The 21,934-nt window shown below is 62.6% G+C and carries 27 protein-coding genes and 1 pseudogene; 17 read left to right on the top strand and 11 right to left on the bottom strand.

Annotated elements, in window-relative coordinates:
* Positions 1–6 precede the first annotated feature (6 nt).
* The gene (pstS, locus tag ABIE40_RS07055; RefSeq protein ID WP_130282636.1) at positions 7–1,029 is read right to left on the bottom strand and encodes a phosphate ABC transporter substrate-binding protein PstS; all 1,023 of its coding nucleotides are present in this window, start codon (positions 1,027–1,029) and stop codon (positions 7–9) included.
* 291 nt (positions 1,030–1,320) lie between these two features.
* Complete coding sequence (locus ABIE40_RS07050) at positions 1,321–2,118, bottom strand: SDR family NAD(P)-dependent oxidoreductase (protein ID WP_199628760.1); 798 nt, start codon at positions 2,116–2,118, stop codon at positions 1,321–1,323.
* 151 nt (positions 2,119–2,269) lie between these two features.
* Between ABIE40_RS07050 and ABIE40_RS07045 the strand changes: the two genes are divergently transcribed.
* A complete protein-coding gene (locus ABIE40_RS07045) occupies positions 2,270–2,731 on the top strand; it encodes a MarR family winged helix-turn-helix transcriptional regulator (protein ID WP_199628761.1) in 462 nt (153 codons plus the stop codon).
* 12 nt (positions 2,732–2,743) lie between these two features.
* Here ABIE40_RS07045 and ABIE40_RS07040 read toward each other — a convergent pair whose 3' ends face one another.
* The 3 genes from ABIE40_RS07040 to ABIE40_RS07030 form a co-directional block, all read right to left on the bottom strand.
* Complete coding sequence (locus tag ABIE40_RS07040; protein ID WP_112718699.1) at positions 2,744–3,088, bottom strand: cupin domain-containing protein; 345 nt, start codon at positions 3,086–3,088, stop codon at positions 2,744–2,746.
* Positions 3,089–3,096: 8 nt separating this feature from the next.
* Complete coding sequence (locus ABIE40_RS07035) at positions 3,097–3,714, bottom strand: LysE family transporter (protein ID WP_199628762.1); 618 nt, start codon at positions 3,712–3,714, stop codon at positions 3,097–3,099.
* A gap of 79 nt (positions 3,715–3,793) precedes the next feature.
* Entirely contained in the window at positions 3,794–5,782 is a 1,989-nt protein-coding gene (locus ABIE40_RS07030) for a tetratricopeptide repeat protein (RefSeq protein ID WP_354540984.1), read from the bottom strand.
* A 108-nt stretch (positions 5,783–5,890) separates the two neighbouring features.
* Here ABIE40_RS07030 and ABIE40_RS07025 point away from each other — a divergent pair, with 108 nt between their 5' ends.
* Together ABIE40_RS07025 and ABIE40_RS07020 are read left to right on the top strand one after the other, a co-directional pair.
* Positions 5,891–6,736 (top strand): class I SAM-dependent methyltransferase, encoded by an 846-nt coding sequence (locus ABIE40_RS07025; RefSeq protein ID WP_199628764.1) that lies wholly within the window; start codon positions 5,891–5,893, stop codon positions 6,734–6,736.
* Positions 6,737–6,806: 70 nt separating this feature from the next.
* On the top strand, positions 6,807–7,127 hold the full coding sequence (locus ABIE40_RS07020) for a hypothetical protein (protein WP_130282646.1): 321 nt from the start codon (positions 6,807–6,809) through the stop codon (positions 7,125–7,127).
* Between the two features lie 55 nt (positions 7,128–7,182).
* Here ABIE40_RS07020 and ABIE40_RS07015 read toward each other — a convergent pair whose 3' ends face one another.
* Positions 7,183–7,857, bottom strand: a complete 675-nt coding sequence (locus ABIE40_RS07015) for a TetR/AcrR family transcriptional regulator (RefSeq protein WP_199628765.1) — start codon at positions 7,855–7,857, stop codon at positions 7,183–7,185.
* A 76-nt stretch (positions 7,858–7,933) separates the two neighbouring features.
* Here ABIE40_RS07015 and ABIE40_RS07010 point away from each other — a divergent pair, with 76 nt between their 5' ends.
* On the top strand, positions 7,934–9,064 hold the full coding sequence (locus tag ABIE40_RS07010; protein ID WP_199628766.1) for an FAD-dependent oxidoreductase: 1,131 nt from the start codon (positions 7,934–7,936) through the stop codon (positions 9,062–9,064).
* A 109-nt stretch (positions 9,065–9,173) separates the two neighbouring features.
* Here ABIE40_RS07010 and ABIE40_RS07005 read toward each other — a convergent pair whose 3' ends face one another.
* Positions 9,174–10,457: an O-acetylhomoserine aminocarboxypropyltransferase gene (locus ABIE40_RS07005; protein ID WP_112718709.1), complete on the bottom strand. Its 1,284-nt coding sequence runs from the start codon at positions 10,455–10,457 to the stop codon at positions 9,174–9,176.
* A 103-nt stretch (positions 10,458–10,560) separates the two neighbouring features.
* Positions 10,561–10,989, bottom strand: a complete 429-nt coding sequence (locus tag ABIE40_RS07000; RefSeq protein WP_112718710.1) for a CoA-binding protein — start codon at positions 10,987–10,989, stop codon at positions 10,561–10,563.
* Positions 10,990–11,084: 95 nt separating this feature from the next.
* Between ABIE40_RS07000 and ABIE40_RS06995 the strand changes: the two genes are divergently transcribed.
* Both ABIE40_RS06995 and ABIE40_RS06990 read left to right on the top strand, forming a co-directional pair.
* Positions 11,085–11,408 (top strand): hypothetical protein, encoded by a 324-nt coding sequence (locus tag ABIE40_RS06995; protein ID WP_112718711.1) that lies wholly within the window; start codon positions 11,085–11,087, stop codon positions 11,406–11,408.
* A 447-nt stretch (positions 11,409–11,855) separates the two neighbouring features.
* The gene (locus ABIE40_RS06990) at positions 11,856–12,692 is read left to right on the top strand and encodes an EamA family transporter (protein ID WP_112718713.1); all 837 of its coding nucleotides are present in this window, start codon (positions 11,856–11,858) and stop codon (positions 12,690–12,692) included.
* Here ABIE40_RS06990 and ABIE40_RS06985 read toward each other — a convergent pair whose 3' ends face one another.
* Entirely contained in the window at positions 12,693–13,526 is an 834-nt protein-coding gene (locus tag ABIE40_RS06985; protein ID WP_199628767.1) for an enoyl-CoA hydratase, read from the bottom strand.
* 74 nt (positions 13,527–13,600) lie between these two features.
* Between ABIE40_RS06985 and ABIE40_RS06980 the strand changes: the two genes are divergently transcribed.
* From ABIE40_RS06980 to ABIE40_RS06960, 5 genes are all read left to right on the top strand, one after another.
* On the top strand, positions 13,601–14,026 hold the full coding sequence (locus ABIE40_RS06980; protein WP_199628768.1) for a PaaI family thioesterase: 426 nt from the start codon (positions 13,601–13,603) through the stop codon (positions 14,024–14,026).
* A 230-nt stretch (positions 14,027–14,256) separates the two neighbouring features.
* A complete protein-coding gene (rplM, locus tag ABIE40_RS06975) occupies positions 14,257–14,721 on the top strand; it encodes a 50S ribosomal protein L13 (RefSeq protein WP_112718718.1) in 465 nt (154 codons plus the stop codon).
* A 2-nt stretch (positions 14,722–14,723) separates the two neighbouring features.
* The gene (gene rpsI, locus ABIE40_RS06970; RefSeq protein ID WP_112718719.1) at positions 14,724–15,191 is read left to right on the top strand and encodes a 30S ribosomal protein S9; all 468 of its coding nucleotides are present in this window, start codon (positions 14,724–14,726) and stop codon (positions 15,189–15,191) included.
* A 105-nt stretch (positions 15,192–15,296) separates the two neighbouring features.
* Entirely contained in the window at positions 15,297–15,587 is a 291-nt protein-coding gene (locus ABIE40_RS06965; protein ID WP_199628769.1) for a type II toxin-antitoxin system RelE/ParE family toxin, read from the top strand.
* 1 nt (position 15,588) lies between these two features.
* Positions 15,589–15,888, top strand: coding sequence for an addiction module antidote protein (locus tag ABIE40_RS06960; protein WP_199628770.1), 300 nt, complete (start codon positions 15,589–15,591; stop codon positions 15,886–15,888).
* A gap of 3 nt (positions 15,889–15,891) precedes the next feature.
* On the opposite strand, the gene ABIE40_RS06955 is transcribed toward ABIE40_RS06960, so the two are convergent.
* Complete coding sequence (locus ABIE40_RS06955; protein WP_199628771.1) at positions 15,892–16,269, bottom strand: VOC family protein; 378 nt, start codon at positions 16,267–16,269, stop codon at positions 15,892–15,894.
* Positions 16,270–16,548: 279 nt separating this feature from the next.
* Here ABIE40_RS06955 and cml point away from each other — a divergent pair.
* From cml to ABIE40_RS06925, 6 genes and pseudogenes are all read left to right on the top strand, one after another.
* Positions 16,549–17,728, top strand: a pseudogene (gene cml / locus ABIE40_RS06950) (CmlA/FloR family chloramphenicol efflux MFS transporter).
* A 90-nt stretch (positions 17,729–17,818) separates the two neighbouring features.
* Positions 17,819–18,175, top strand: coding sequence for an antibiotic biosynthesis monooxygenase family protein (locus ABIE40_RS06945; protein WP_199628772.1), 357 nt, complete (start codon positions 17,819–17,821; stop codon positions 18,173–18,175).
* Between the two features lie 90 nt (positions 18,176–18,265).
* A complete protein-coding gene (locus tag ABIE40_RS06940; RefSeq protein ID WP_199628773.1) occupies positions 18,266–18,640 on the top strand; it encodes an antibiotic biosynthesis monooxygenase family protein in 375 nt (124 codons plus the stop codon).
* The gene (gene speB, locus ABIE40_RS06935) at positions 18,630–19,583 is read left to right on the top strand and encodes an agmatinase (RefSeq protein ID WP_199628774.1); all 954 of its coding nucleotides are present in this window, start codon (positions 18,630–18,632) and stop codon (positions 19,581–19,583) included. Before ABIE40_RS06940 ends, speB begins: the two co-directional genes overlap by 11 nt.
* An 80-nt stretch (positions 19,584–19,663) precedes the next feature.
* A complete protein-coding gene (argC, locus tag ABIE40_RS06930) occupies positions 19,664–20,587 on the top strand; it encodes an N-acetyl-gamma-glutamyl-phosphate reductase (RefSeq protein WP_199628775.1) in 924 nt (307 codons plus the stop codon).
* Positions 20,588–20,653: 66 nt separating this feature from the next.
* On the top strand, positions 20,654–21,445 hold the full coding sequence (locus tag ABIE40_RS06925) for a sulfite exporter TauE/SafE family protein (RefSeq protein ID WP_199628776.1): 792 nt from the start codon (positions 20,654–20,656) through the stop codon (positions 21,443–21,445).
* On the opposite strand, the gene ABIE40_RS06920 is transcribed toward ABIE40_RS06925, so the two are convergent.
* Positions 21,442–21,849: a DoxX family protein gene (locus ABIE40_RS06920; protein WP_199628777.1), complete on the bottom strand. Its 408-nt coding sequence runs from the start codon at positions 21,847–21,849 to the stop codon at positions 21,442–21,444. The genes ABIE40_RS06925 and ABIE40_RS06920 overlap by 4 nt on opposite strands.
* Between the last annotated feature and the right edge of the window lie 85 nt (positions 21,850–21,934).

The following is a 21,934-nucleotide window of genomic DNA, read 5'->3' as shown; positions in this document are numbered from 1 at the left end:
GAGGACTTAGCCCTTGAAGGACGCCGTCCAGTAGTCTTCGATCTGCTTGACCAGGCTGGCCGGCAGCGGAACGTAGTCGAGGGAAGAGGCTTCCTTCTGACCGTTCTCAAGCGCCCACTTGAAGAAGGCGAAGGCGGCCTTGGAGCGCTCGGCGTCCTTCGGCTGCTTGTACATGATCGCCCAGGTGGTCGCGGTGATCGGCCAGGCCTTTTCGCCCGGAGCGTTGGTCATGATCAGGTAGAAGTCCTGAGCCTTGCCCCATTCGGCGCTGGCAGCGGCAGCCGAGAAGCTGTCTGCATTCGGCTTCGGATACTGGCCGGCAGCGTTCTCGACGAGAACGTAGGGCAGCTTGTTCTGCAGGGCGTAGGCGTATTCGACGTAACCGATCGAATCCTTGACGCGGGTGACGTAAGCAGCGACGCCTTCGTTGCCCTTGCCGCCGATACCGACCGGCCAGTTGACGGCGGTGCCTTCACCGACCTTGGACTTCCAGTCCGGATTGACCTTGGAGAAGAAGTTCGTCCAGTTGAACGAGGTGCCCGAGCCGTCCGAACGGTGAACGACGGCGATCTGGCTGTCGGGCAGCTTGAGGCCCGGGTTCAGGTCGGCGATGGCCTTGTCGTTCCACTTGGTGACGTTGCCGAGGTAGATGTCGGCGAGAACCTTGCCCGAGAGCTTGAGTTCGCCCGACTTGATGCCCTTGACGTTGATGACGGGAACGATGCCGCCGACGACGACCGGGAACTGGCCGAAGCCACCGGCCGAAAGGTCTTCAGGCTTCATCGGAGCGTCGGACGCGCCGAAATCGACCGTAGCAGCCTTGATCTGGGCGATACCGCCGCCCGAGCCGATCGACTGGTAGTTCAGCTTGTCGCCGGTCTGCTTGTTGTAGTCCGCAGACCACTTGGACAGGACCGGATAGACGAAGGTCGAACCAGCGCCGGTAATGTCGGCGGCGGAAGCGGAGACTGCGAAAGCCGCAGCCAGGCCGGCGCCGAGGCAGGCCGAAAGAAGTTTCTTGGTGAGCATTATGGTCTCTTCCCTGAATGGAACGAACAATCGACGAGACCGGCGCCATGGAGGGGGTATCCATTGGCAAGGGCGCTGAAATTTCCCGTCGCAAAGGCGGGCTAGGCGCTGCACATTACAGTTTGATGACAGTCCTGCGACAGTTCGGAGTCAGTGCCTCAAGGCGGAACATGCGTGCAGAAGTGTTCATTCACTAAATCAAGGATTTAACTTGTAAGGCTCTGGAAAGATTACAAAATGTTAATGTCGAGCTGCGTTGGTTTGACGCAGCTCGACACCCAGGCTTACCGATTAAGCGACGCCGTAGCGGCTTGCCGGCTTGTTATGAGAGAGGTTCGGACCGAGTGCGTGGCGCGCGGTCGTGAAGGCTTCGTAGTCGGCGGGATCCGGGAGCGACGGAATGGTAACGACTTCGCCCTGGTCGAAACCGGCGAGTGCGGCATCGACGAGATCAGTGACCTCCATGACCATCGACGGCGGCAGCTGATCGATGGAATTGCCGGCGCGCTCGAAGATTTCGGTGCGGGTGAGGCCCGGCAGAACTGCCTGAACCTTGACGCCCTTCGGACCCGCTTCGGCATGGATCGACTGCGTGAGGTTGAGCACGAATGCCTTGGTGGCATTGTAGGTACCGTGGAACCGCTCAGCGAGGAAGGCCACGACCGAGGCGATGTTGATGATGCTACCCTTGCCGCGCTTGGCAAAAGTCTGGGCGGCAGCGACGCCGAGGCGGTTGACGGCAACGACGTTCACTTCGATCATCGTCTCGAGATAATCGATATCATCTTCGAGCATCGTGGTTTTCGAGCCGATGCCGGCATTGTTGACGAGAAGCGTGATCGCCTCGTCCTCCCGCAGCCGCTTCTCAACCTTGCGCACTTCGTCGCGATTGGTCAGGTCGGCCTGAAACACCTCTGCCTTGATGCCATGAGCAGCCGAAAGCTTGTCCGCCAGAGCCTTCAAGCGGGCGGCGTCGCGGGCCACCAGCAGCAGATCGTAGCCACGTTTTGCAAGGCGATCGGCATAGGTGGCGCCGATGCCGGCGGAGGCGCCGGTGATGAGAGCAGCACCAAGAGACGAGTGTGACATCGCTAAATCCTTTTCGATGCGTTGGTAATTAGTGGTATATGCCACTATATTGAGATCGATTGGATTTTGCGCAAGAGCGCACGGCAGAAAAATAATCAAAGGCGATTGACGATCGCCCACGATGCGGGGAGATGGGATCAGGAGATCGACGATGGATGAGAAAGTACCGGTTTACGAAAGCTGGGCCGTTTGCAGCAACAGCGCGCTTCGCCGCGCAACGCGACAGCTCGGGCAGCTCTACGAGGATGTGTTTGCGCCGAGCGGGCTGAGAGGCACGCAATTCAGCCTGATGACGCAGATCCACATGAACGGCAGGCCCTCGCTGAAATTCCTGGCCGACGGGCTCGTCATGGACCTTTCGGCACTCGGCCACACGCTGAAACCGCTGATCCGGGATGGGCTGGTGAAGCTTGAGCCGGATGCGAAGGACAAGCGCGTCAAGCGCGCCATGCTGACGCCAGCCGGCATCGCCAAATGGGAGGAAGGCAACCGCCTCTGGGCCGAAGCTCGCGACCGCTTCGAAAACGCCTTCGGCGCTGAAGCCGCGGCAGAGCTGCGCAACACGCTGAACCGCATTTCCTCAGCGGAATTTGCGGAGAGTTTCAGACGTTGAGGCGGCTCGCCGCTACAGCCGGATCACGTAATCCTTGCGAGTCGTTTCAATGACTTCCCAGGTTCCCTTGAAGCCGGGTCTGAGGATCATCCGGTCGCCGGCTTTGAGGTGAACGGCGGCGCCGCCGTCTTCGGTAACGATCGAGTGGCCGGAGAGGACGTTGAAATATTCCCATTCGTCGTAGGAAATGCGCCACTTGCCGGGTGTCGCTTCCCAGATGCCAGCGTAGAGGCCGCCCTCGGCTTCCTCGAAATTCCAGGTGCGGAACTGGGGATCGCCGGAGAGGATGCGGTCCGCATCGGGAGCGCCGGCCTCCGGTTCGACGGCGTCGATATCGAAAACGAACTGGTTCGGCATAGGGCCTCCTAGCGGGCGGATGTGAGGAGCTTCATGCCGAAGCCCATGAAGATGACGCCGGCCATGGCATCGATGACCCGGCGGCCGCGGGCATAGGCACCGGCAACGGCCGGATTGCGCAGGATCGTCAGCACCAGCGTGTACCAGAGCGACGAGACTAGGACCATGGTGGCGACGGCAAGCGCGCCATGCATCCAGGAATGATCGGCCGGCAACGTCGCGGCGAAGAGACTGGCGACGAAGAAGGCGGATTTCGGATTGGCGAGATTGGTGGCAAGACCCGACCAGAAAGCCTGCTTCGGGCTGATTGCGGGGCGCAGCACGGGTTCGCCCGGCAGCGCAGCGTGGCGGTAGGTGCGCCAGAGCAGCTTGGCCCCGAGCCAGAGAAGATAGGCGCCACCGGCGATCTTCAGGAAGAGATAGGCGAAGGGGGCGGCCGCAAATAGCGCGCTGATCCCGAGCCAGCCCGCCAGTCCCCAACAGAAGGTGCCGAGAATGACGCCAGCGATCACCGCGACCGCAGCGCGGGCAGAGCCTTCGAGCGCCGTGCGCACCACGAGGAAGAAATTCGGGCCGGGCGTGATGGCGGCAACGGCCCAGATGGCGGCAACGGAGAGAAGAAACATGGGGCTGCGGACTCGCGAGAATGGATTTCGAGCGCGAGCTTAGAGGCTTTGCATCCGGCGGCCAAGGCCGTGGGCGGCGCTATTCCAGCCCGACGCGCTTTGCTCCATCTCGAAAGGGTGCCTGATCGGCCGGGGCCAGATGGAAGGCGATGAAGAAATCGTCCATGCGATAGCCTGGATATCGCAGGTTCAGCGCCGCGACATGCGCCCGCCCCTCATCGAGCCGACCGGCGATCGCAAGGCAGAGCGCCGCAATCGCCATGATATGGGCATGCGCATTCGGGCGGGCCGCCGCCCTCGCCGCCCAATCGGCTGCCTCGTCGAAACGGCCGAGGCGCACCAGCGCGATCGCCCGGCTGGCCAATATGCCGAAGAGCATCGGATCGAAGGGGCTGAGCGACTGCGACTGATCGGCTGCGGCCAGCGCCGACAGCGGATCGCCGGACTGGCATTGAACGAAGGCCAGCGAATAATGCGCGATCGCAAAGCTCGGGCTGAGATCGACGGCCTGCTGCAGCTCGGCGACCGACTGATCATGCTGCTTGCGCAGGAAATGTGCACGGCCGAGGGAGAGATGGGCAGCCGGATCGCGGTCATCGGCCATCAGCCCCTGATTGGCGGCGCTATACGCGAGCTCGGTTTCCGTGTCGCGATCCGCCCAATGCTGAAAGGCGCTCTGGAAATGCGTGAAGGACAGCCCGGCATAGGCGCGTGCGAAAGTCGGATCGAGGCTGATCGCCGTTTCGAAGAAATTCCGTGCCTGGTCGTTATCACCCTTGGTGAAGCGGAACATGTGCCAGAGGCCGCGGTGATGCGCTTCCCAGGCATCCAGCGAATTAGGCGGCTTCAGGATGGCGCGGTTGCGTTCCAGCGTCTCCACCTCGCGCTCGATCGAGGCGACGACGCGGGTGCCAATCTCTTCCAGCAAGGTCAGCGTTTCCGCCGCGTTCTGATCGAGGCTGTCGGCCCAGACGATGGTGTTAGTCCGCGCCTCGGTCAGCTCCAGCCGGACGATAAGGCGGGTTGCGATGCGCTCGAAGGTGCCGTTGACGACGTAATCGACATCGAGCGCGGCGGCGATCTCGCCGGGAGAGCGCGGCCGCTCCCTCAGCGCAAACATCGTGCCCTGGGCGATCACCCTCAGCGTGCGCAGCTTCGAGAGCCGGGTGATGATGTCATAGACCAGCGCATCCGCCGTGCCGCCGGGGATCGCCAGGGCCGACATGTCGTTGAAGGGCATGACGGCGATCGAGGCGCGGCGGGCGCCGCTCTTGGCCGGCTCCGGCGGTTGCGGTTCTGCCGCTGCGGCTGCTGAAGTTCTCGCATTTCGGGCGCCTTCCCAGGTCCGGCGCAGCGAACCGGCATCGAGCCCTTCTGCGGCGAAGGCTCTGGCCGCAGCCTTCATATGCTCCTCCGCCTCGCGGAGACGGCCCTCCGAGGCGAGTGTCGCCAGCAGCAGCTCATGCGGCTTCAGATCGAAAGGGGCGATCTCGATCCAGCGGTCGAGATAGGGCAGCCGTTCGCTGGCATCGAGCCGATCGGCGATGGCTGCGAGGATTTCCGCCTGGATTTCACGGAAGCGGCGGCGTTGGGAAACCAGCCATGTCTCGAAGGCCGGATGGCGCTCGATGACGAGGCCATCGAGGAGCTCGCCGGATGACCGGTCCGCAAGCTCACGCAGCCGCTCCCGCGGCAGGCCGCCCAATCCCTCGCGGTAGGCGGCAGCGGCCTCGACGGCATCGATCGCACAACCGGCAAGATCGAGTGCGACGGTATCGCCATGGGCGATGATGCGCTCGCCGATCAGCGAACGGATCCGGCTGAGGCACCAGCGCAATTCGCCGCGCGGATCGTCGGCCACGTCCCAGAAGAGATCGCAGAGCTGCGCCCTGCCCTGCGGATAGGGAGCAAGGATCAGATAGGCGAGCAGCGCCCGCACCTTGCGTGATCCCGGCAGCTTCAGTTCCGCTCCCTCACGGCGGATGGCCATCGGCCCGAGGAGGCAGATTTCGAGCGGCGGCCGCTGCTGGTCCGCCGTTTCCACGGTCGTTCCCACGCCTGATGACACGGCGCCCCCCATGGCCTGCGCCTATACCAGAGCCGTTCGAAGCGGCAGCACCTGTTCACCGGGCGGCCGCTCTTTCACGCTCAACCAATGTGACCCAGGGAGGTCCAAATGTCCACTTCCGCGGCCCTTGCCGGCATGCCCGCTCAACCTGTAACCGATCTCGCAGCCCTCAAGGCCCGCCAGCAGGGCGCTTGGTCATCGGGCGATTACGCCGTCGTCGGAACGACGCTGCAGATCGTCGGCGAAAGCCTCTGCGAAGCGCTCGATCTGCGTGCCGGTTCGAAGGTTCTCGATGTTGCGGCCGGCAATGGCAACGGCGCGCTCGCCGCCGCCCGCCGCTGGTGCGAGGTGACTGCCACCGATTACGTCCCTGCCCTTCTCGACAAGGCGATGGAGCGGGCGAATGCCGACCGGCTGGCAATGGAATTCATGGAGGCCGATGCCGAGAATCTGCCGTTCAAGGATCAGAGCTTCGACTATGTCATGTCGATCTTCGGCGTGATGTTCACGCCCGACCAGGAGCGCGCCGCCGCCGAACTCATGCGCGTCTGCAAGCGTGGCGGTTCGATCGGCTTGTCGAACTGGACGCCGGATGGCTTCATCGGCCAGCTGTTCAAGACGATTGGCAAGCATGTGCCGCCACCGGCCGGCGCCCGCTCGCCGGCCCTCTGGGGCACGCGCGCCAGGCTCGAGGAGCTGTTTCCGGCCCATGTCGCGTCGATTGCCGCGACGCCGCGCCAGTTCGTGTTTCGCTACAAGTCGCCGGCGCATTGGCTGGAGGTGTTCCGGACCTTCTACGGTCCGGTGCTCAAAGCCTTCGGCGCGCTGGACACGGCTGGCCAGATGGCACTTGCCGGCGAGCTGACCGACCTGATGACCCGTTTCAACCGGGCCGAGGACGGAACGATCGTGGTGCCGAGCGACTATCTCGAAGTGGTCATCACACGGCACTAGAGGGGGCGCAGACATGCAGCGGGCGGAAGCGTCCGCTGCATGTCGCGAGACAATTTTCACGAGGCATATCATGTCCGAGACGAACGAATTCATCTCCGAGGTGACGAAGGCCGCCCATCAGCTCCAGACGCTTGGACAGGATGAGGCCCACCATCTGATCCTCCGGTCGGTCACCGAGATACGCACGATGCGCGCGCTGGTCGGCATTCCGGCCAACAGCAATCACGACGCCGTCTTCGATCTCCTGAAGATCGCCACATCGGCCACAAGGCAGACGCCCGGAGATCTCGCACGGGCGCTGCTGATGGCGGCCGACATGATGCGCACGCTCGACATGGTGATCGACAGCCGCGCCGCAATCTGCCTGACCGGCATCTGCCAGTCGAAATAGCGGCACGGGTGTTCGCTCGGATGCGGCTCATCACATACGATTGACGGGCCGGCCGTCATGACGACGCGACGATGCCGCGCAAGAGCAGGTCGATGCCATCCAGATAGTCCTTTCGGTCGTCGTGGGCGGGCAGCTGCGCCGCCACGCTGCGCGTAAACGGATAGCTCTCGGGATCGAGTGCCGACCAGGCTGCCGCGACCTCCCCGAGAAAACTTGCTCGCTCCAGCCCTTGGACAGCTGCAAGCTTGGCGTTTGCCGCGTTTTGGCCCGCCACGCCCAGAATGTAATTGAGCAAGGCAGAAACGGCAGACCATTCGTGTTCGGCAGAAACGCCGAGGGAGCGGACCTGCTGACCGATGCGCTCGAAAATGCGCACCATCGGCAACTGCCCGGGCGCCGACATCAACGCCGCGCCGACCCATGGATGGGCGTCGATGGCATCGAATAGATCCAGCGCCAGGGCGCGGATCGTTTCCTCCGGCGATGCTCCCGCCGGCTTTGCTTCCATTGTCCGGGCGATGATCTCGTCACAGGCTGCCGTGACAAGATCGCTTTTATCAGCGACGTGCCAATAGATGGCACCCGGCCCCGTCGCGAGCAGCTTCGACAAGGCCTGGAAGGTCAGGCCGCCTTCTCCGCCTTCATCCAACAGCCGGATAGAGGCGTCGATAATCTGTTCTCTGGTGAGGGACCGCTGCCGCCTCGATCGTGTGTCGTTCCGTTGTTTCATGGAACATCCTTGACATGAATGGAACGGCATTCCAACCATGGAATGACATTCCATTAAAATTGCGAGGCAGTTTGTCATGCAGAAATCAGTAACGATCATCGGCGCCGGTCTTGGAGGGCTCATGCTCGCCAGGGTCCTCCGCGTCCACGGCATCACATCGACCATCTACGAAGCAGAGGCGTCTCCAACCGCACGCGGCCAAGGTGGCATGCTGGATATCCACGAGGAGAACGGACAGCGGGCACTCAAGGACGCCGGGTTGTTCGACGAGTTCACCAAGCTCGTCCACCCTGGCGGCCAGCAGAGCCGGGTCCTCGACATGCACGGCAAGGTCCTGTTCGATCATCCGGACGATGGCACCGGCGGCCGGCCGGAAGTTCCGAGAGGCGAGCTTCGCCGTATTCTGATCGAGTCACTTCCTGACGGTGCGATCCGCTGGGATCACAAGGTGACGTCGATCAGCGCGCTGGGCAGCGGGCAACAGCTGGTGAAGTTCGCGAACAGTACGACAGCGGCCGCCGATCTTCTCGTGGGCGCAGATGGGGCGTGGTCGAAGGTGCGCCCGCTCATTTCAAGCGCCAAGCCGGCTTACTCCGGTATTTCGTTCATCGAGACCTATCTTCACGATGCCGACGCCAATCACAAGCCGACCGCAGATGCCGTCGGCGGCGGTTCGCTGTTCGCCGTCGCTCCAGGTAAGGGCATCCAGGCTCACCGCGAACCGGGCCAGGTATTGCATGCCTACATCGCCCTGAAGCGCCTGGAAGAATGGTTCGAACGCATTGACTTCTCCGATCGTGCGGCCGCATGCGCCGCTATCGCCGGAGAGTTCGAAGGTTGGGCTCCCGAACTCACTGCGCTGATCACGCGTGCCGACACGGTGCCGGTTCTGCGCATGCTGCACACTCTGCCCGCCGACCATCGTTGGGATCGCGTTCCCGGCGTGACGCTTGTCGGCGACGCGGCGCATCTGATGATCCCCTCAGGCGAAGGGGCCAATCTGGCAATGTACGATGGCGCGGAACTCGGAAAGGCGATCGCCGCCCATGAGGACGATATCGAAACAGCGCTTTCTGTATATGAACGGGAACTCTTCGCTCGCAGCGCGGCTGCGGCAGTGGATGCCACCGGCATGATGGGCGTGCTGTTTGGAGCAGACGCGCCCCAAAGCCTGCTCGACTTCTTTAAGGCGAATGTCCCGAGTTGAATGTCGGCCTGCGGCCCGGCCGCCGAAAACGCCCTGTTTTCAGGGGTTCTCGGCGGCCGGATCATTAAAACCTGCTGACGTCGATGTCAGAGGTATGTGACGAACTGCATCAGATCTTCGCCAGCGACTGCTCGAGGTCGGCGATGATGTCCTTGACGTCTTCGATGCCGATCGACAGGCGCACGACGTCGGGGCCGGCGCCGGCGGCGATGCGCTGCTCGTCGGTCAGCTGGCGGTGCGTCGTCGAGGCCGGGTGGATGACCAGCGAGCGGGTGTCGCCGATATTGGCGAGGTGCGAGAAGAGCTCGAGGCCTTCGACGAAGGTCTTGCCTGCCTCGTAGCCGCCCTTGACGCCGAAGGTGAAGACCGAGCCGGCGCCCTTCGGCGAATAGCGCTGCTGCAGCGCATGGTTCGGATCGTCTTCCAGGCCGGCATAGTTGACCCAGGCGACCTTGCTGTGCGCCTTCAGCCATTTGGCGACGGCAAGGGAGTTCTCGCTGTGGCGCTGCATGCGCAGCGGCAGCGTCTCGATGCCGGTCAGGATCAGGAAGGCGTTGAAGGGCGAGATTGCCGGGCCGAGGTCGCGCAGGCCGAGAACGCGGCAGGCGATCGCAAAGGCGAAGTTGCCGAAAGTCGAGTGCAGCACCACGCCGTTATATTCCGGGCGCGGGCTCGACAGCATCGGGTAATTGCCGGATTTCGACCAGTCGAAGGTGCCGCCATCGACGATGATGCCGCCCATCGAATTGCCGTGGCCGCCGAGGAACTTGGTCAGCGAATGGATGACGATATCGGCACCATGCTCGATCGGGCGGATGAGATAGGGCGATGCCATCGTGTTATCGACGATCAGCGGCAAGCCGTGCTTGTGGGCGACCTCGGCGATCGCTGCGATATCGACGAAGGTGCCGCCCGGATTGGCGAGGCTTTCGATAAAGATCGCCCGGGTTTTGCCGTCGATCTGGCTCTCGAAGCTCTTGGGATCGGCGACATCGCCCCAACGCACCTGCCAGCCAAAATTATCGAAGGCGTGGCCGAACTGGTTGATCGAGCCGCCATAGAGGCGCTTGGCGGCGACGAAATTGTCGCCCGGGCGCATGATGGTGTGGAAGACGATCATCTGCGCGGCGTGGCCGGAGGCGACGGCGAGGGCGGCCGTGCCGCCTTCGAGCGCGGCAACGCGCTCTTCGAGCACGGCCTGCGTCGGGTTCATGATGCGGGTGTAGATATTGCCGAAGGCCTGCAGGCCGAAAAGCGAGGCGGCGTGGTCCGCGTCGTTGAAGACGTAAGCCGTCGTCTGGTAGATCGGCGTCGCGCGGGCGCCGGTCGCCGGATCGGGCTGCGCACCCGCGTGAACTGCCAGTGTATTGAAGCCAGGATTATTGCTTGCCATGAGGCCCTCCCATCGTTGTCGATGGCCGCAGCATAACCAAGGCGCAGCAAATGTTAATCGCCTGCCGTTTCAACCAACGGAAGAAACGTGGAAAATCCGTTCGCTATCCCGCAAGCCGCGGAATTTCGATTGCCGGGCAGCGGTCCATGACCACCTTGATGCCGCCGGCTTCGGCGCGCCGGGCCGCATCGTCATCACGCACGCCAAGTTGCGCCCAGATGACCCGCGGACGAACGGCGAGCGCCAGCGTCTCGGTCACCACTTCCTGCAGATATTCCGAAGCGCGGAACACATCGATCATATCGACCGGCACCGGTATATCCTCCAGCTTGCCGTAGACCAGCTGGCCGTGGATCTGCTTGCCCGCCTGGCCGGGATTGACCGGGATCACCTGATAGCCGCGCGAGAGCAGATATCCCATCACGCCGTTGCTTGGCCGCGCCGGGTTTGGCGAGGCGCCGGTGAGAGCGATCGTCCGCACCGAATTCAGAATGTCGGCAATATAGCTGTCGCTGTAGTGATCGTGATCCATTGGCCCGTCCCCCGTCGGCATTTTTCCACCCAGTTGAAACCTGCAGTTATTTGGAGCGTATATATAGCCATAGGGTTCCCAAGGAGGAATGGCCCATGAAAAAACTTGCGCTCACGCTCGCCATCGTTCTGGTGGCATCTCCGTCTTTCGCGATCTCCCGTCTCAACCCGCTGGCGATGAGCTGCGCCAGTGCCCGGGCGGCGGTGCATAACCAGGGCGCAGTGATCTTTCGCTGGACCTCGCCGCGCGGCCTGCCGCTCTACGACCGCTTCGTACGCAACAGCCGCTATTGTGACGCCAACCAATATGCCGAGTGGAAAAACATACCGACTCGCGACGATCGCTCCTGCCCGGTACTCAATTGCCAGAACATAGACAATCTGGACGGGAATTTCCTGATTCCAGACAATTCATTGTGACGTATCGTGGCGTGTGAGAAACCGCTCTCACCCGGGAATGCCGGGCGCTGCATTTCGCGCATTTGCGAGGCGATTGCGATGAAATGCAGCCTATGGGAGCACAATTTTCACGATGCCAGAGTAATAGAATAATCTCTATATTTCAGCAGGATAACCAGTTGGTGAATAGATCCGGGCACAGATGTTCCACTTCCGTTTCATCTTTAAGCCAGCTTCGTTCACGCATATATTAGAAACACCTCACAGTTGAGTTCGGCGAATCGGAATAAACGCATGAGGAGTGCTCGCAAAACGGGTCCATGCAAAGTACCGTCTTTCGATTTTGCGAGGCCCGAACAACCGATAAACGTGCCGTCAGGTTGCAAAATATGACAGGCGCATTGCTTTTTGCCCGGCCGGGGCTCATACCGCTGCAGCAGTCTCGCCCCACCGTTTCCGGTCTCGATCGTGCCCCTCGACGTCATTCTTCTGGTTCTCTTCGGCGCTCTTCTCCACGCGACATGGAACGCCATCATCAAGGCCGGCGTCGACAAGTCGCTGGATGCGGCGCTGGTATCGGCGGGCGGCGCGGTCTCGGCCCTTCCCTTCCTCGCCTTCCTGCCGCTGCCCAATGCGGCGGCATGGCCGTTCATCGGCTGCTCGGCGATCCTGCAATTTGCCTATTTCCAGCTGGTGGCCGGCGCCTACAGGGCGGGTGATATCGGGCTGGTCTATCCCTTGATGCGCGGCTGCGCGCCGCTTCTGATTGCCGCGACCAGCAGCTTCGTGCTTGGCGAAACGCTGACCGGTGGCGCCTTGATCGGCACGATGACGATCTGCGCCGGCATTCTGACACTCGCCTTCGAGGCCCGGCACGGCAGCCGCCACGCGATCATGCTGGCGCTGATCAATGCCTGCGTCATTGCCACCTATACCTATGTCGACGGCATCGGCGCCCGGCTTTCCGGCAATGCGATTTCCTATACGCTGTGGATGTCGCTGCTGCCGCCGGTGCTGCTGTTTGCCTGGGCGATCTCGCGCCGCGGCGCCCGCGTCGTCGCCATCCATGTCCGGGTGCACTGGTGGCGCGGGCTGATCGGCGGCGCAGGCTCGATCGCTTCCTACGGTTTCGCACTCTGGGCGATGACCAAGGCGCCGGTCGCAACCGTCGCGGCGCTGCGCGAAACCTCGATCCTCTTCGCGCTGATCATCTCGGTGCTGGTGCTGAAAGAACGCGCCAGCCCCTGGCGCTACCTCGCCGGCGTCATCATCGCCGCCGGCGGGTTGATCCTGAAGCTTGGCTGATCACTCCTCCGGCCAGACCGGCATGCGCTTGCCGAGGAATGCGCCGATCCCCTCTTCGGCATCAGCCGTCAGCATGCTGTCGACCATGGTTTCGGCGGCGAAGGTGTAGGCTTCCTCGATCGGCATTTCGAGCTGGCGATAGAAGGCTTCCTTGCCGATGCGGATCGCTTCCGGCGATTTCGAGGCGATGACGGAGGCGTATTTGGTGACCACCTGCGTCAGATACTGCTTCGGCACGATGCGGTTGACGAGGCCGAAATCCTTGGCGGTCGAGGCGTCGATGGTTTCGCCGGTCAACAGCATTTCCATCGCCTGCTTGCGATGCGCGGCGCGCGATACGGCGACCATCGGCGTCGAGCAGAACAGCCCGATATTGACGCCCGGCGTGCAGAAGGTCGCGGTGTCGGTGCAGATCGCCAGATCGCAGGAAGCGACCAGCTGGCAGCCTGCGGCCGTCGCCAGGCCATCGATCTCGGCGATGACGGGCTTCGGCAGACGAGCGATCTCCAGCATCAGGTCGGCCGCCAGCGCAAAGCTCTCTTCGAAAAAGGCCACGCCATCGTCGGCATCGGCGCGGTGCGCGGTCAGCTCCTTCAAGTCATGCCCGGCAGAGAAGACGTTGCCGGTCGAGGCGATAATGACGACGCGGACGGTAGAGTCTTCGCCAGCGGCCTGGAGTTCGCCCATCAGCGTTTCCATGACGGCGATCGACAGCGCGTTGGCTGGCGGATTGTTCAAGGTCAGCCTGAGAACGCCGTCATTCAGCTGGCGCAGCACCAGCGCGCCCTCGCCCGCCTTGTCTGGATCTTTCCGGAAGGAAACGACTTCGGCCATTGGTCTAACTCCCTGCATGTGTCTTTCGTGCTAGATGTTCTGCCACAGCCAGCCGGCAATTTCGAGGAGAAGCGATGCAACCGGTCATGACGATCGACGAGGTCCACCGTTTTCTGGAGACGGACTTTCCGCAGATCCACACCGACGGACGCGTGCTGGAGGTGATCGATATCGCGCCCGGCAAGGCCTCGATGCGGCTCGATCCCTCAGAACGGCATCTGCGGCCGGGCGGCACGGTTTCCGGCCCGGCGCTTTTCACGCTGGCGGATGTCACCGCCTATGTCGCCGTGCTCGCGCATATCGGCCCGGTGGCGCTTGCAGTGACCACAAATCTCAACATCAATTTCCTCCGATTGCCGAAGCCGGAGCCGACCTTCTGCACCTGCCGGATTCTCAAGCTCGGCAAGCGTCTGGCGGTGATCGACGCCTCGATCTTTCAGCGCGATGAGAGCGAATTGATCGCGCAGGCCACCGCCACCTACTCGATTCCGCCGCGATAAATGTGAGGTATCACAATACCATATACTTATCGCATTGATTTTGCTTATCTATTTTTTCGAGCGCCCGGTTTCGCGATATTGACCGCAGAAGGCATTGCCTCTATACACACCGCCAGAAACGCAGCCTTTCCGGGCTGCTTTCTTTTTGGTGCGTCCCAGGACCACTAAACCAAGCAACAAGAAACGCCCTTCGCCTTCGGGCACAAGGGATCCAAAAGAGAGTAACTACTATGGCAACTTTCTCCCAGAAGCCTGCAGAGGTGGAGAAGAAGTGGGTCATCATCGACGCCGAAGGGCTCGTCGTTGGCCGTCTCGCTTCCATCATCGCTATGCGCCTGCGCGGCAAGCACAAGGCAACCTTCACGCCCCACGTTGACGACGGCGACAACGTCATCGTCATCAATGCCGACAAGGTCGTATTCACCGGCAAGAAGTATTCCGACAAGGTTTACTACTGGCACACGGGTTACGCCGGCGGCATCAAGGAGCGTACCGCTCGCCAGATCATCGAAGGCCGCTTCCCGGAGCGCGTTCTCGAGAAGGCCGTTGAGCGCATGGTTCCGCGTGGCCCGCTCGGCCGTCGCCAGATGAAGAACCTCCGCGTTTACGCTGGTTCCAACCATCCCCATGAAGCACAGCAGCCGACCGTCCTCGACGTCTCCAAGCTGAACAAGAAGAACGTAAGGAGCGCCTAAGAATGGCTGACCTCTCCTCCCTGAAGGATCTCGGCACGTCCGCTGAAGCAGCTGCTCCGGTTCACGTCCGCAAGGTCGACTCGCTTGGCCGTTCCTACGCGACCGGCAAGCGCAAGGACGCCGTAGCCCGTGTTTGGGTCAAGGCCGGCTCCGGCAAGATCATCGTCAACGGCAAGGACTTCACGGCATACTTCGCCCGTCCGGTTCTGCAGATGATCCTGCGTCAGCCGATCGTCGCTGCTGCCCGTGATGGCCAGTTCGACATCATCGCAACGGTTGCAGGCGGCGGTCTTTCCGGCCAGGCCGGCGCCGTTCGTCACGGTCTGTCCAAGGCTCTCACCTACTTCGAACCGGGCCTGCGCTCGGTCCTGAAGAAGGGTGGCTTCCTGACCCGCGACAGCCGCGTCGTCGAGCGTAAGAAGTACGGTAAGGCCAAGGCCCGCCGTTCGTTCCAGTTCTCGAAGCGCTAATCGCTTTCTGGATATGCTTTTGGAAAGGCCGGGTGCAAACCCGGCCTTTTCTTATTGGCGGGACGCGTGCTTTGACATCCCGAATTTGTGAACTATAATTCACAGATGATCGAAGTTCGCCAGACTGCCTTGTTCGGGAAATGGCTCGGCGAGCTTCGTGACGCGCATGCCCGCATCCGCATCGTCACACGCATCCGTCGCCTGGAACTCGGCAATCCCGGTGATGTCAAACCGGTCGGCGGTGGCGTCAGCGAGATACGCATCGACTACGGACCTGGATACCGCGTCTATTTCACGCGTGTTGGCGACGCGATCGTCATTCTCTTGTGCGGCGGGGACAAATCCTCGCAAAGCCGAGACATTGCCCAGGCCAAGCAATTGGCGAAGGAGATCTAAGATGCCTCTCGAAACCACGCGCTTCGACGTTCAGGATCACCTGAAGACGGAGGATGAGCGCATGCTCTATCTCGAAGCGGCGTTCGAAGACGGCGATCCGGCCCTCATTGCCCGCGCCCTCGGAGACGTCGCTCGCGCCGCAGGCATGAGCGCGGTCGCCAAGGAGGCGGGCGTCACCCGCGAGGCGCTCTACAAATCGCTGAGCGAAACCGGAGATCCCCGGCTTTCGACATTCTTCGGCGTGCTCAAGGCCCTTGGCCTGAAAGTCTCGATCTCGCCTGCTGATGCGGATGCCGCCTGACGCCTATTCCTCTTTGTGGAAGAAAGTCTCTAGCCGGTAGCCATCGGGGTCGATGATGAAGGCGGCGTAGTAGAACTGGCCGTAATCCGGGCGGATGCCGGGAGGACCGTTGTCTTCGCCGCCATTGGCAATGCCGGCGGCGTGGAAGGCGTTGACGGATTCTTCGCTCGGCGCGGTGAAGCAGAAGTGCAGACCAGATCGGCGGTCGGCCGGGACCGGGCGCTCGACCTGGCTCACCCAGAAGGCCGGGCCATCGGCACCGTAGCCGACTGTTCCGTCGAAATTCGACAGTCGCTCATAGCCGAGCGGCGCAAGCAGCGCATCATAGAAGCGGCGCGAGCGCTCCAGATCCTTCACCCCAATCGATACGTGATCGAACATGCCCATGGGCGCCTCCTTGTCCGTTTCCGCAAACTTCATGGAAGCGATTGCCGAAGTCAACGCGGCATTCGGCAGCCCTGGCTTGCCCGATAAGGGACCGGCTGTTAAACCGGGATGAGGTTTTCAACCGGACAAGACAGGACCTGACATGGGAGCCACCCCGTCCGCAGACAGATAGGCCGCAGCGACCCTTGATGTTGTTGCGGCGTCTGTCCCGTCAATCCAGACCGATGAGAAGGCAGATCGCCGTCGAATGAACGTTCGAACGGATGAAGATACATGCCTTTTCGAAACAGAGACTGGACATACCCTCTCCCCGTGGCGCTGCTTCTGCTTGCGCCCTTCGATATCCTGGCTTCGCTTGCCATGGATATCTATCTGCCCGTCGTGCCGGAGATGCCGGCAGCGCTCGGCACATCGGCCACCGTCATCCAGCTGACGCTCAGCCTCTACATGCTGATGCTCGGCGCCGGACAGCTGCTGTTCGGCCCGCTCTCGGACCGTATCGGCAGACGGCCCGTGCTGCTCGGCGGCGCGCTGCTCTTTGCCGGTTCGTCGCTGATACTGGCCGCCACCTCCTCCGCGCCGCTCTTCGTCGTCTTCAGGCTGCTGCAGGCGGCGGGAGCATCGGCGGCGCTGGTCGCGACATTCGCCACTGTGCGGGACGTCTATGCGGCGCGGCCTGAAGGCGCCGTCATTTTATAGCCTGCTCGGCGCCATCCTCTCCTTCGTCCCGGCTCTCGGGCCGATTGCCGGTGCGCTGATCGCCGGTCATTTCGGATGGCGGGCGATCTTCATCCTGCTTGGCGCGCTGATGCTGACGGCGATGATCGCGGCCCTCGCACGATGGCACGAGACCCGGCCGGAGACGGCGGCTGGCGCGGCAATCGGCATCGGTACGATCCTCAGAAGCGGTGCCTTCTGGACCTATACGATCGGCTTCAGCGCGGCGATGGGGTCGTTCTTCGTGTTCTTCTCCACCGCGCCCCGCGTGCTGATCGAAAGGGCCGGTTTCTCGCAGATGGCTTTCAGCCTCTCGTTTGCGACATCGGCGATGGTGATGATCGTTGCCGCCCGTTTTGCCGGGCGCTTCGTCAGGCGTTGGGGAACGGCGGGCAACCTGGCGCGGGGCATGGGGCTGCTCATTCTCGGCGCGGCGCTGCTCGGCTTCGGCGAACTCTTTCTCGCGCCGTCCTTCGTCAGCTTCATCCTGCCGATGTGGATCATCTCGCTCGGCATCGTCCTGACGACGGCGGTGACGGCGAATGGGGCGCTGGCCGATTTCGGCGACAGGGCGGGCACGGCGGTGGCGCTCTATTTCTGCATTCAGAGCCTGATCGTTGCCTGCGCCGGGACGGGATTCGTGCTCGTTCTCGGCGGCGATACGGCCTGGCCGCTTGCGGGCTTCTGCACCGTCTCGGCTGCGGTCACTCTCCTCGCACTCCGGCGCCTCACATAACAGACGATGCGATGGCGGCGGTCCACCTGCCGCCATCGCTTGCAATCAGCAGCATCCTCGCCTAGGCCTGTCTTCCGAAGAGGAATTGCCATGTCCAGCCAGCCCTCACCCTTCGCCGAAACGCCAGAGCCGCCCTACTACGTCGTGACCTTTTCGTCGACGCGAACCGAGGGCGATCATGGTTACGGCGCCATGGCCGACCGGATGGCCGAGCTGGCGTTGCAGCAGCCGGGTTGTCTTGGCGCCGAGAGCGCCCGCGACGCCGACGGCTTCGGCATCACCAATTCCTATTGGGCCGATGAGGAGAGCCTGAAGGCCTGGAAGCAGGTCGCGAGCCATCTTGCCGCCCAGCGCATCGGCCGCGACCGCTGGTACAAGCAATACAAGGTTCGCATTGCGCGCGTGGAACGGGCCTATGAATTCACCGCCTCTGATGACGGCGAGTAAGCCTGAGATCGGCGGACAGCCGTCGCCCGGAGCCTTCGCTTGCAATCGGCGGCGTCCTCGCCTAGGCCTTTCTTCCGAAGAGGAATTGCCATGTCCAGCCAGCCCTCACCCTTCGCAGAGACTCCGGAACCGCCTTATTACGTGGTGACCTTTTCGTCCCAGCGCACGGGCGAGGAAAGCGGCTATCTGGAAATGGGCGGCGCGATGGTGGAACTCGCGCAGCAGCAGCCCGGCTATCTCGGTTTCGAAAGCGCGCGGACCGCCAGCGGCTTCGGCATCATCAATTCCTACTGGAAGGACGAGGCGAGCATTCTCGCTTGGAAAGCGGTCGTCGACCATGTCGAGGCGCAGCGCCGCGGCCGGTCAGACTGGTATTCACGCTATGAAATTCGCGTCGCGCTGGTGCAGCGCGCCTATGGCTTCGACAAGAATGCCGCGACAACGGGAGACGAACTTGGCCAATAAGACCATCGACCACGCCTTCACGGCCACGAGCCTGACCTCTGCCGCCAGCGACCCGACATTTGCGGGCGCGCTCTCCTTCATGCGCCGCCGCTTCACCAAGGATCTGAAGGGCGTCGATGTTGCCGTATGGGGCGTGCCCTTCGATGCCGCGGTCTCCAATCGGCCGGGCACGCGGTTCGGGCCGCAGGCGATCCGCCGGGCATCGGCGATCTTCGACAACGATCCGCAATATCCGTTCAACCGCGATCTCTTCGCCGATATGGCGGTCATCGATTATGGCGACTGCCTGCTCGACTACGGCGATCACCAGGAGACCCCTGCAGCGATCGAGCGGCAGGCGACCACAATCCTCGACAGCGGCGCCTTCATGCTGACGCTCGGCGGCGATCACTACGTCACCTGGCCGATCCTCAAGGCGCATGCCGCCAAGCACGGCCCGCTGGCGCTGGTGCAGTTCGACGCGCATCAGGATACCTGGCTTGACGACGCCGGGCGCATCGATCACGGTTCCTTCGTTGCCCGCGCGGCGCGCGACGGCATCATCGACCCGGATCGCTCGATCCAGATCGGTATCCGCACGCATGCGCCTGACGATTGCGGCATCCAGATCCTCTATGGCCATCAGGTCGAGGAGATGAGTGCGGGCGAGATAGCCTCGACGATCATCTCGCATACGAAGGGGGCGCCCGCCTACCTGACCTTCGATATCGACTGCCTTGATCCGGCCTTCGCGCCGGGCACCGGCACGCCGGTTGCCGGCGGCCCTTCGAGCGCCAAGATCCTGTCGGTGCTGCAGCGGCTGCATCAGCTCGATATCAAGGGCGCCGACGTCGTCGAGGTCTCGCCGCCCTATGATCACGCCGACGTCACCGCCATTGCGGGGGCGACGGTCGCAATGTATATGCTGGGCCTTCACGCCGAAAGGCGCGCGGCCGCCAAATGACGGCTGTTATCAAACTGATTCAACTTCATGGCAAACTGATTCCGAAAGAACCCGGAACCTATTGAAAGCGCAGGATTATCATGGCAGCGAAGATATTCATCGATGGCGAAGCTGGTACGACGGGTCTGCAGATCCGTGAGCGCCTGGCTGGCCGCCGCGATATCGAGCTGCTGTCGATCCCGACCGAAAGCCGCAAGGACAAGGCGGTTCGCGCCGAACTTCTGAACAAAGCGGACGTCGCGATCCTCTGCCTGCCTGACGATGCGGCCAAGGAAAGCGTCAGCCTGATCGAGAACGACACGACCAAGGTCATCGACGCCTCGACGGCGCATCGCGTCGCCGAAGGCTGGGCCTATGGCTTTGCCGAACTCAGCAAGGATCAGGCCGGCGTCATCGCCTCGGCCAAGCGCGTCGCCAATCCGGGCTGCTGGCCGCAGGGCCCGATCGCGACGCTGCGCCCGCTGATCGAAGGCGGCCTGCTGCCTGCCGATTTCCCGGTCACCGTCAACGGCATCTCGGGCTATAGCGGCGGCGGTCGGACGATGATCGAGGATTATGTCGCCAAGGGCGAGGATGCGCCGGAATACATGCCCTACGGCCTTGGCTTCAAGCACAAGCACCTGCCGGAGCTGCAGCGCTATGCCAAGCTCGGCCGCGTGCCGTTCTTCCAGCCCGTCGTCGGCAATTTCGCGCAGGGCATGGTCGTCACCGTGCCGCTGCAGCTGTCGCACCTGCCGAAGGTGCCGACCGGTGCTGAAATCCATGCCGCGATCGCCGACTATTTCGCCGGCATCAAGGGCGTCGTCGAAGTCGCGCCGTTTGAGAGCACCGAGCGCACGCCCGATCTCAACCCCGAGATCTACAACGACACCAACCGCATGCGCGTGCACGTCTTCGCCAACGACGCGAACGCGCAGGCCCTGCTGGTCGCCGTCTACGACAATCTCGGCAAGGGTGCCTCGGGTGCCGCCGTCCAGAACATGGACTTGATGATCGGTGCCTAAGCGTCACGCCTGATTTCCGGTGGCTGCATCCATGCGGCCGCCGGCAGCCCACTTCCGCAGGCAATCATGTCCGCCTCCCTCTCCTTCGACAGTTTCTCGTCCTGGCTGGTGTCAGCGCTTCCCGATCACGGCGTCTACGCATTGATCTTCTTTGCGCTGATCGCCGGGCTCGCTCGTGGCTTCTCGGGCTTCGGGGCCGCGCTGATCTTCATTCCGCTCGGCGGCGCGATCGTCGGGCCGAAGCTGATCTCGCCGGTGCTGCTGGTCATCGATGGATTGGCGACACTCGGGATGATCCCGGATGCCTGGCGCAATTCGAACCGGCGTGAGGTCTTCGTGATGATTGCGGGGGCGGCACTCGGTGTTCCCGCCGGAACGGCAGTGCTGACGCTAATGGACCCGTTGCTGCTGCGCTGGCTGATCTGTGCCGTCGCGATCTGCCTGCTGGCGCTCCTGGTTTCCGGCTGGCGCTACCACGGCGAGCCGTCTGCGCCGCTGAGCTCAGGCGTTGGCCTGCTGGCCGGGCTCTTCAGCGGGGCCGCCCAGCTCGGTGGGCCGCCGGTGGTTGCCTATTGGCTCGGCGGCAAGAGCGACTTTCAGCGCGTGCGCGCCAATGTCATCTTCTACTTCTCGATCTCCACGATCTTGAGCACGATCAGCTATTATCTTGGCGGCCTTTTCGTCCAGGCCGTCTTCGCGCTGACGATCGTCATTCTTCCGGCCTATGCGGTCGGACTTTACGGAGGCTCGAAGCTGTTCGGGCTGGCGAAGGAAAGCACCTTCCGCCTGATCTGCTATCTCCTGATCGGAGCCTCCGCGATATTCGGTCTGCCCGTCCTCGACGGTATCCTGCGCTAGGCGGGCTGGCGAAGCAGGCCCATCTTGACGCTGAGCTTCTCGCCCGGGCCATGCGCGAAGGCGAAGAGCAGACCAGCCAGGAAGGTGAAGTGATCGACGAAGAAGCCGAACTCGGCCTGATTACCTTCCCAGCGGTTCGGACCGTGGAAAGCGAAAGCGAGGAAGATCACGTAGACGCCGGCAAGCAGCGCCGCTTCGCTGAAGAAGGCGCCGGTGAGGAAGGCCATCGCGAGACCAACCTCGAAGACGGCCGCGACCCAGGCGAGGAACAGAGGGAACGGAAATCCTGCCGCGGCGATATAGCCCGCGGTCGCGCCCATATCCATGAACTTGAAGCTCGTCGCCATCAGGAACATTGCGCCGAAGATCAGCCTTGCGACGAGAATTGCTGTTGTCTTTGCCATTGTCCTACCCTCTTTCGTGGCCGCAGCCATTGTGGAACCATGCCACAAGGACGGGTGGCAGACAGCATTGCCGACAGGGACGCGA

It is taken from the genome of Rhizobium sp. OAE497, assembly GCF_040546565.1.
GTDB lineage: Bacteria > Pseudomonadota > Alphaproteobacteria > Rhizobiales > Rhizobiaceae > Rhizobium.
Note: the sequence above shows the minus strand (reverse complement) of the source record. Positions and strands in the feature narration are given on the sequence as shown.

Bases quoted from the DNA above. Each gene is read 5' to 3' on its own strand.
- ABIE40_RS06980 (WP_199628768.1), top strand. From the start codon at position 13,601: ATGCAACCGGTCATGACGATCGACGAGGTCCACCGTTTTCTGGAGACG.
- ABIE40_RS06945 (WP_199628772.1), top strand. From the start codon at position 17,819: ATGTCCAGCCAGCCCTCACCCTTCGCCGAAACGCCAGAGCCGCCCTAC.
- ABIE40_RS06920 (WP_199628777.1), bottom strand. From the start codon at position 21,849: ATGGCAAAGACAACAGCAATTCTCGTCGCAAGGCTGATCTTCGGCGCA.
- ABIE40_RS07035 (WP_199628762.1), bottom strand. From the start codon at position 3,714: ATGTTTCTTCTCTCCGTTGCCGCCATCTGGGCCGTTGCCGCCATCACG.
- ABIE40_RS07020 (WP_130282646.1), top strand. From the start codon at position 6,807: ATGTCCGAGACGAACGAATTCATCTCCGAGGTGACGAAGGCCGCCCAT.
- argC (WP_199628775.1), top strand. From the start codon at position 19,664: ATGGCAGCGAAGATATTCATCGATGGCGAAGCTGGTACGACGGGTCTG.
- pstS (WP_130282636.1), bottom strand. From the start codon at position 1,029: ATGCTCACCAAGAAACTTCTTTCGGCCTGCCTCGGCGCCGGCCTGGCT.
- ABIE40_RS06960 (WP_199628770.1), top strand. From the start codon at position 15,589: ATGCCTCTCGAAACCACGCGCTTCGACGTTCAGGATCACCTGAAGACG.
- ABIE40_RS07015 (WP_199628765.1), bottom strand. From the start codon at position 7,857: ATGAAACAACGGAACGACACACGATCGAGGCGGCAGCGGTCCCTCACC.
- ABIE40_RS06985 (WP_199628767.1), bottom strand. From the start codon at position 13,526: ATGGCCGAAGTCGTTTCCTTCCGGAAAGATCCAGACAAGGCGGGCGAG.
- ABIE40_RS07025 (WP_199628764.1), top strand. From the start codon at position 5,891: ATGTCCACTTCCGCGGCCCTTGCCGGCATGCCCGCTCAACCTGTAACC.
- ABIE40_RS06925 (WP_199628776.1), top strand. From the start codon at position 20,654: ATGTCCGCCTCCCTCTCCTTCGACAGTTTCTCGTCCTGGCTGGTGTCA.
- ABIE40_RS07010 (WP_199628766.1), top strand. From the start codon at position 7,934: ATGCAGAAATCAGTAACGATCATCGGCGCCGGTCTTGGAGGGCTCATG.
- ABIE40_RS06940 (WP_199628773.1), top strand. From the start codon at position 18,266: ATGTCCAGCCAGCCCTCACCCTTCGCAGAGACTCCGGAACCGCCTTAT.
- ABIE40_RS07045 (WP_199628761.1), top strand. From the start codon at position 2,270: ATGGATGAGAAAGTACCGGTTTACGAAAGCTGGGCCGTTTGCAGCAAC.
- rpsI (WP_112718719.1), top strand. From the start codon at position 14,724: ATGGCTGACCTCTCCTCCCTGAAGGATCTCGGCACGTCCGCTGAAGCA.
- ABIE40_RS07040 (WP_112718699.1), bottom strand. From the start codon at position 3,088: ATGCCGAACCAGTTCGTTTTCGATATCGACGCCGTCGAACCGGAGGCC.
- ABIE40_RS07050 (WP_199628760.1), bottom strand. From the start codon at position 2,118: ATGTCACACTCGTCTCTTGGTGCTGCTCTCATCACCGGCGCCTCCGCC.
- ABIE40_RS06995 (WP_112718711.1), top strand. From the start codon at position 11,085: ATGAAAAAACTTGCGCTCACGCTCGCCATCGTTCTGGTGGCATCTCCG.
- ABIE40_RS06955 (WP_199628771.1), bottom strand. From the start codon at position 16,269: ATGTTCGATCACGTATCGATTGGGGTGAAGGATCTGGAGCGCTCGCGC.
- ABIE40_RS07005 (WP_112718709.1), bottom strand. From the start codon at position 10,457: ATGGCAAGCAATAATCCTGGCTTCAATACACTGGCAGTTCACGCGGGT.
- rplM (WP_112718718.1), top strand. From the start codon at position 14,257: ATGGCAACTTTCTCCCAGAAGCCTGCAGAGGTGGAGAAGAAGTGGGTC.
- ABIE40_RS07000 (WP_112718710.1), bottom strand. From the start codon at position 10,989: ATGGATCACGATCACTACAGCGACAGCTATATTGCCGACATTCTGAAT.
- ABIE40_RS06965 (WP_199628769.1), top strand. From the start codon at position 15,297: ATGATCGAAGTTCGCCAGACTGCCTTGTTCGGGAAATGGCTCGGCGAG.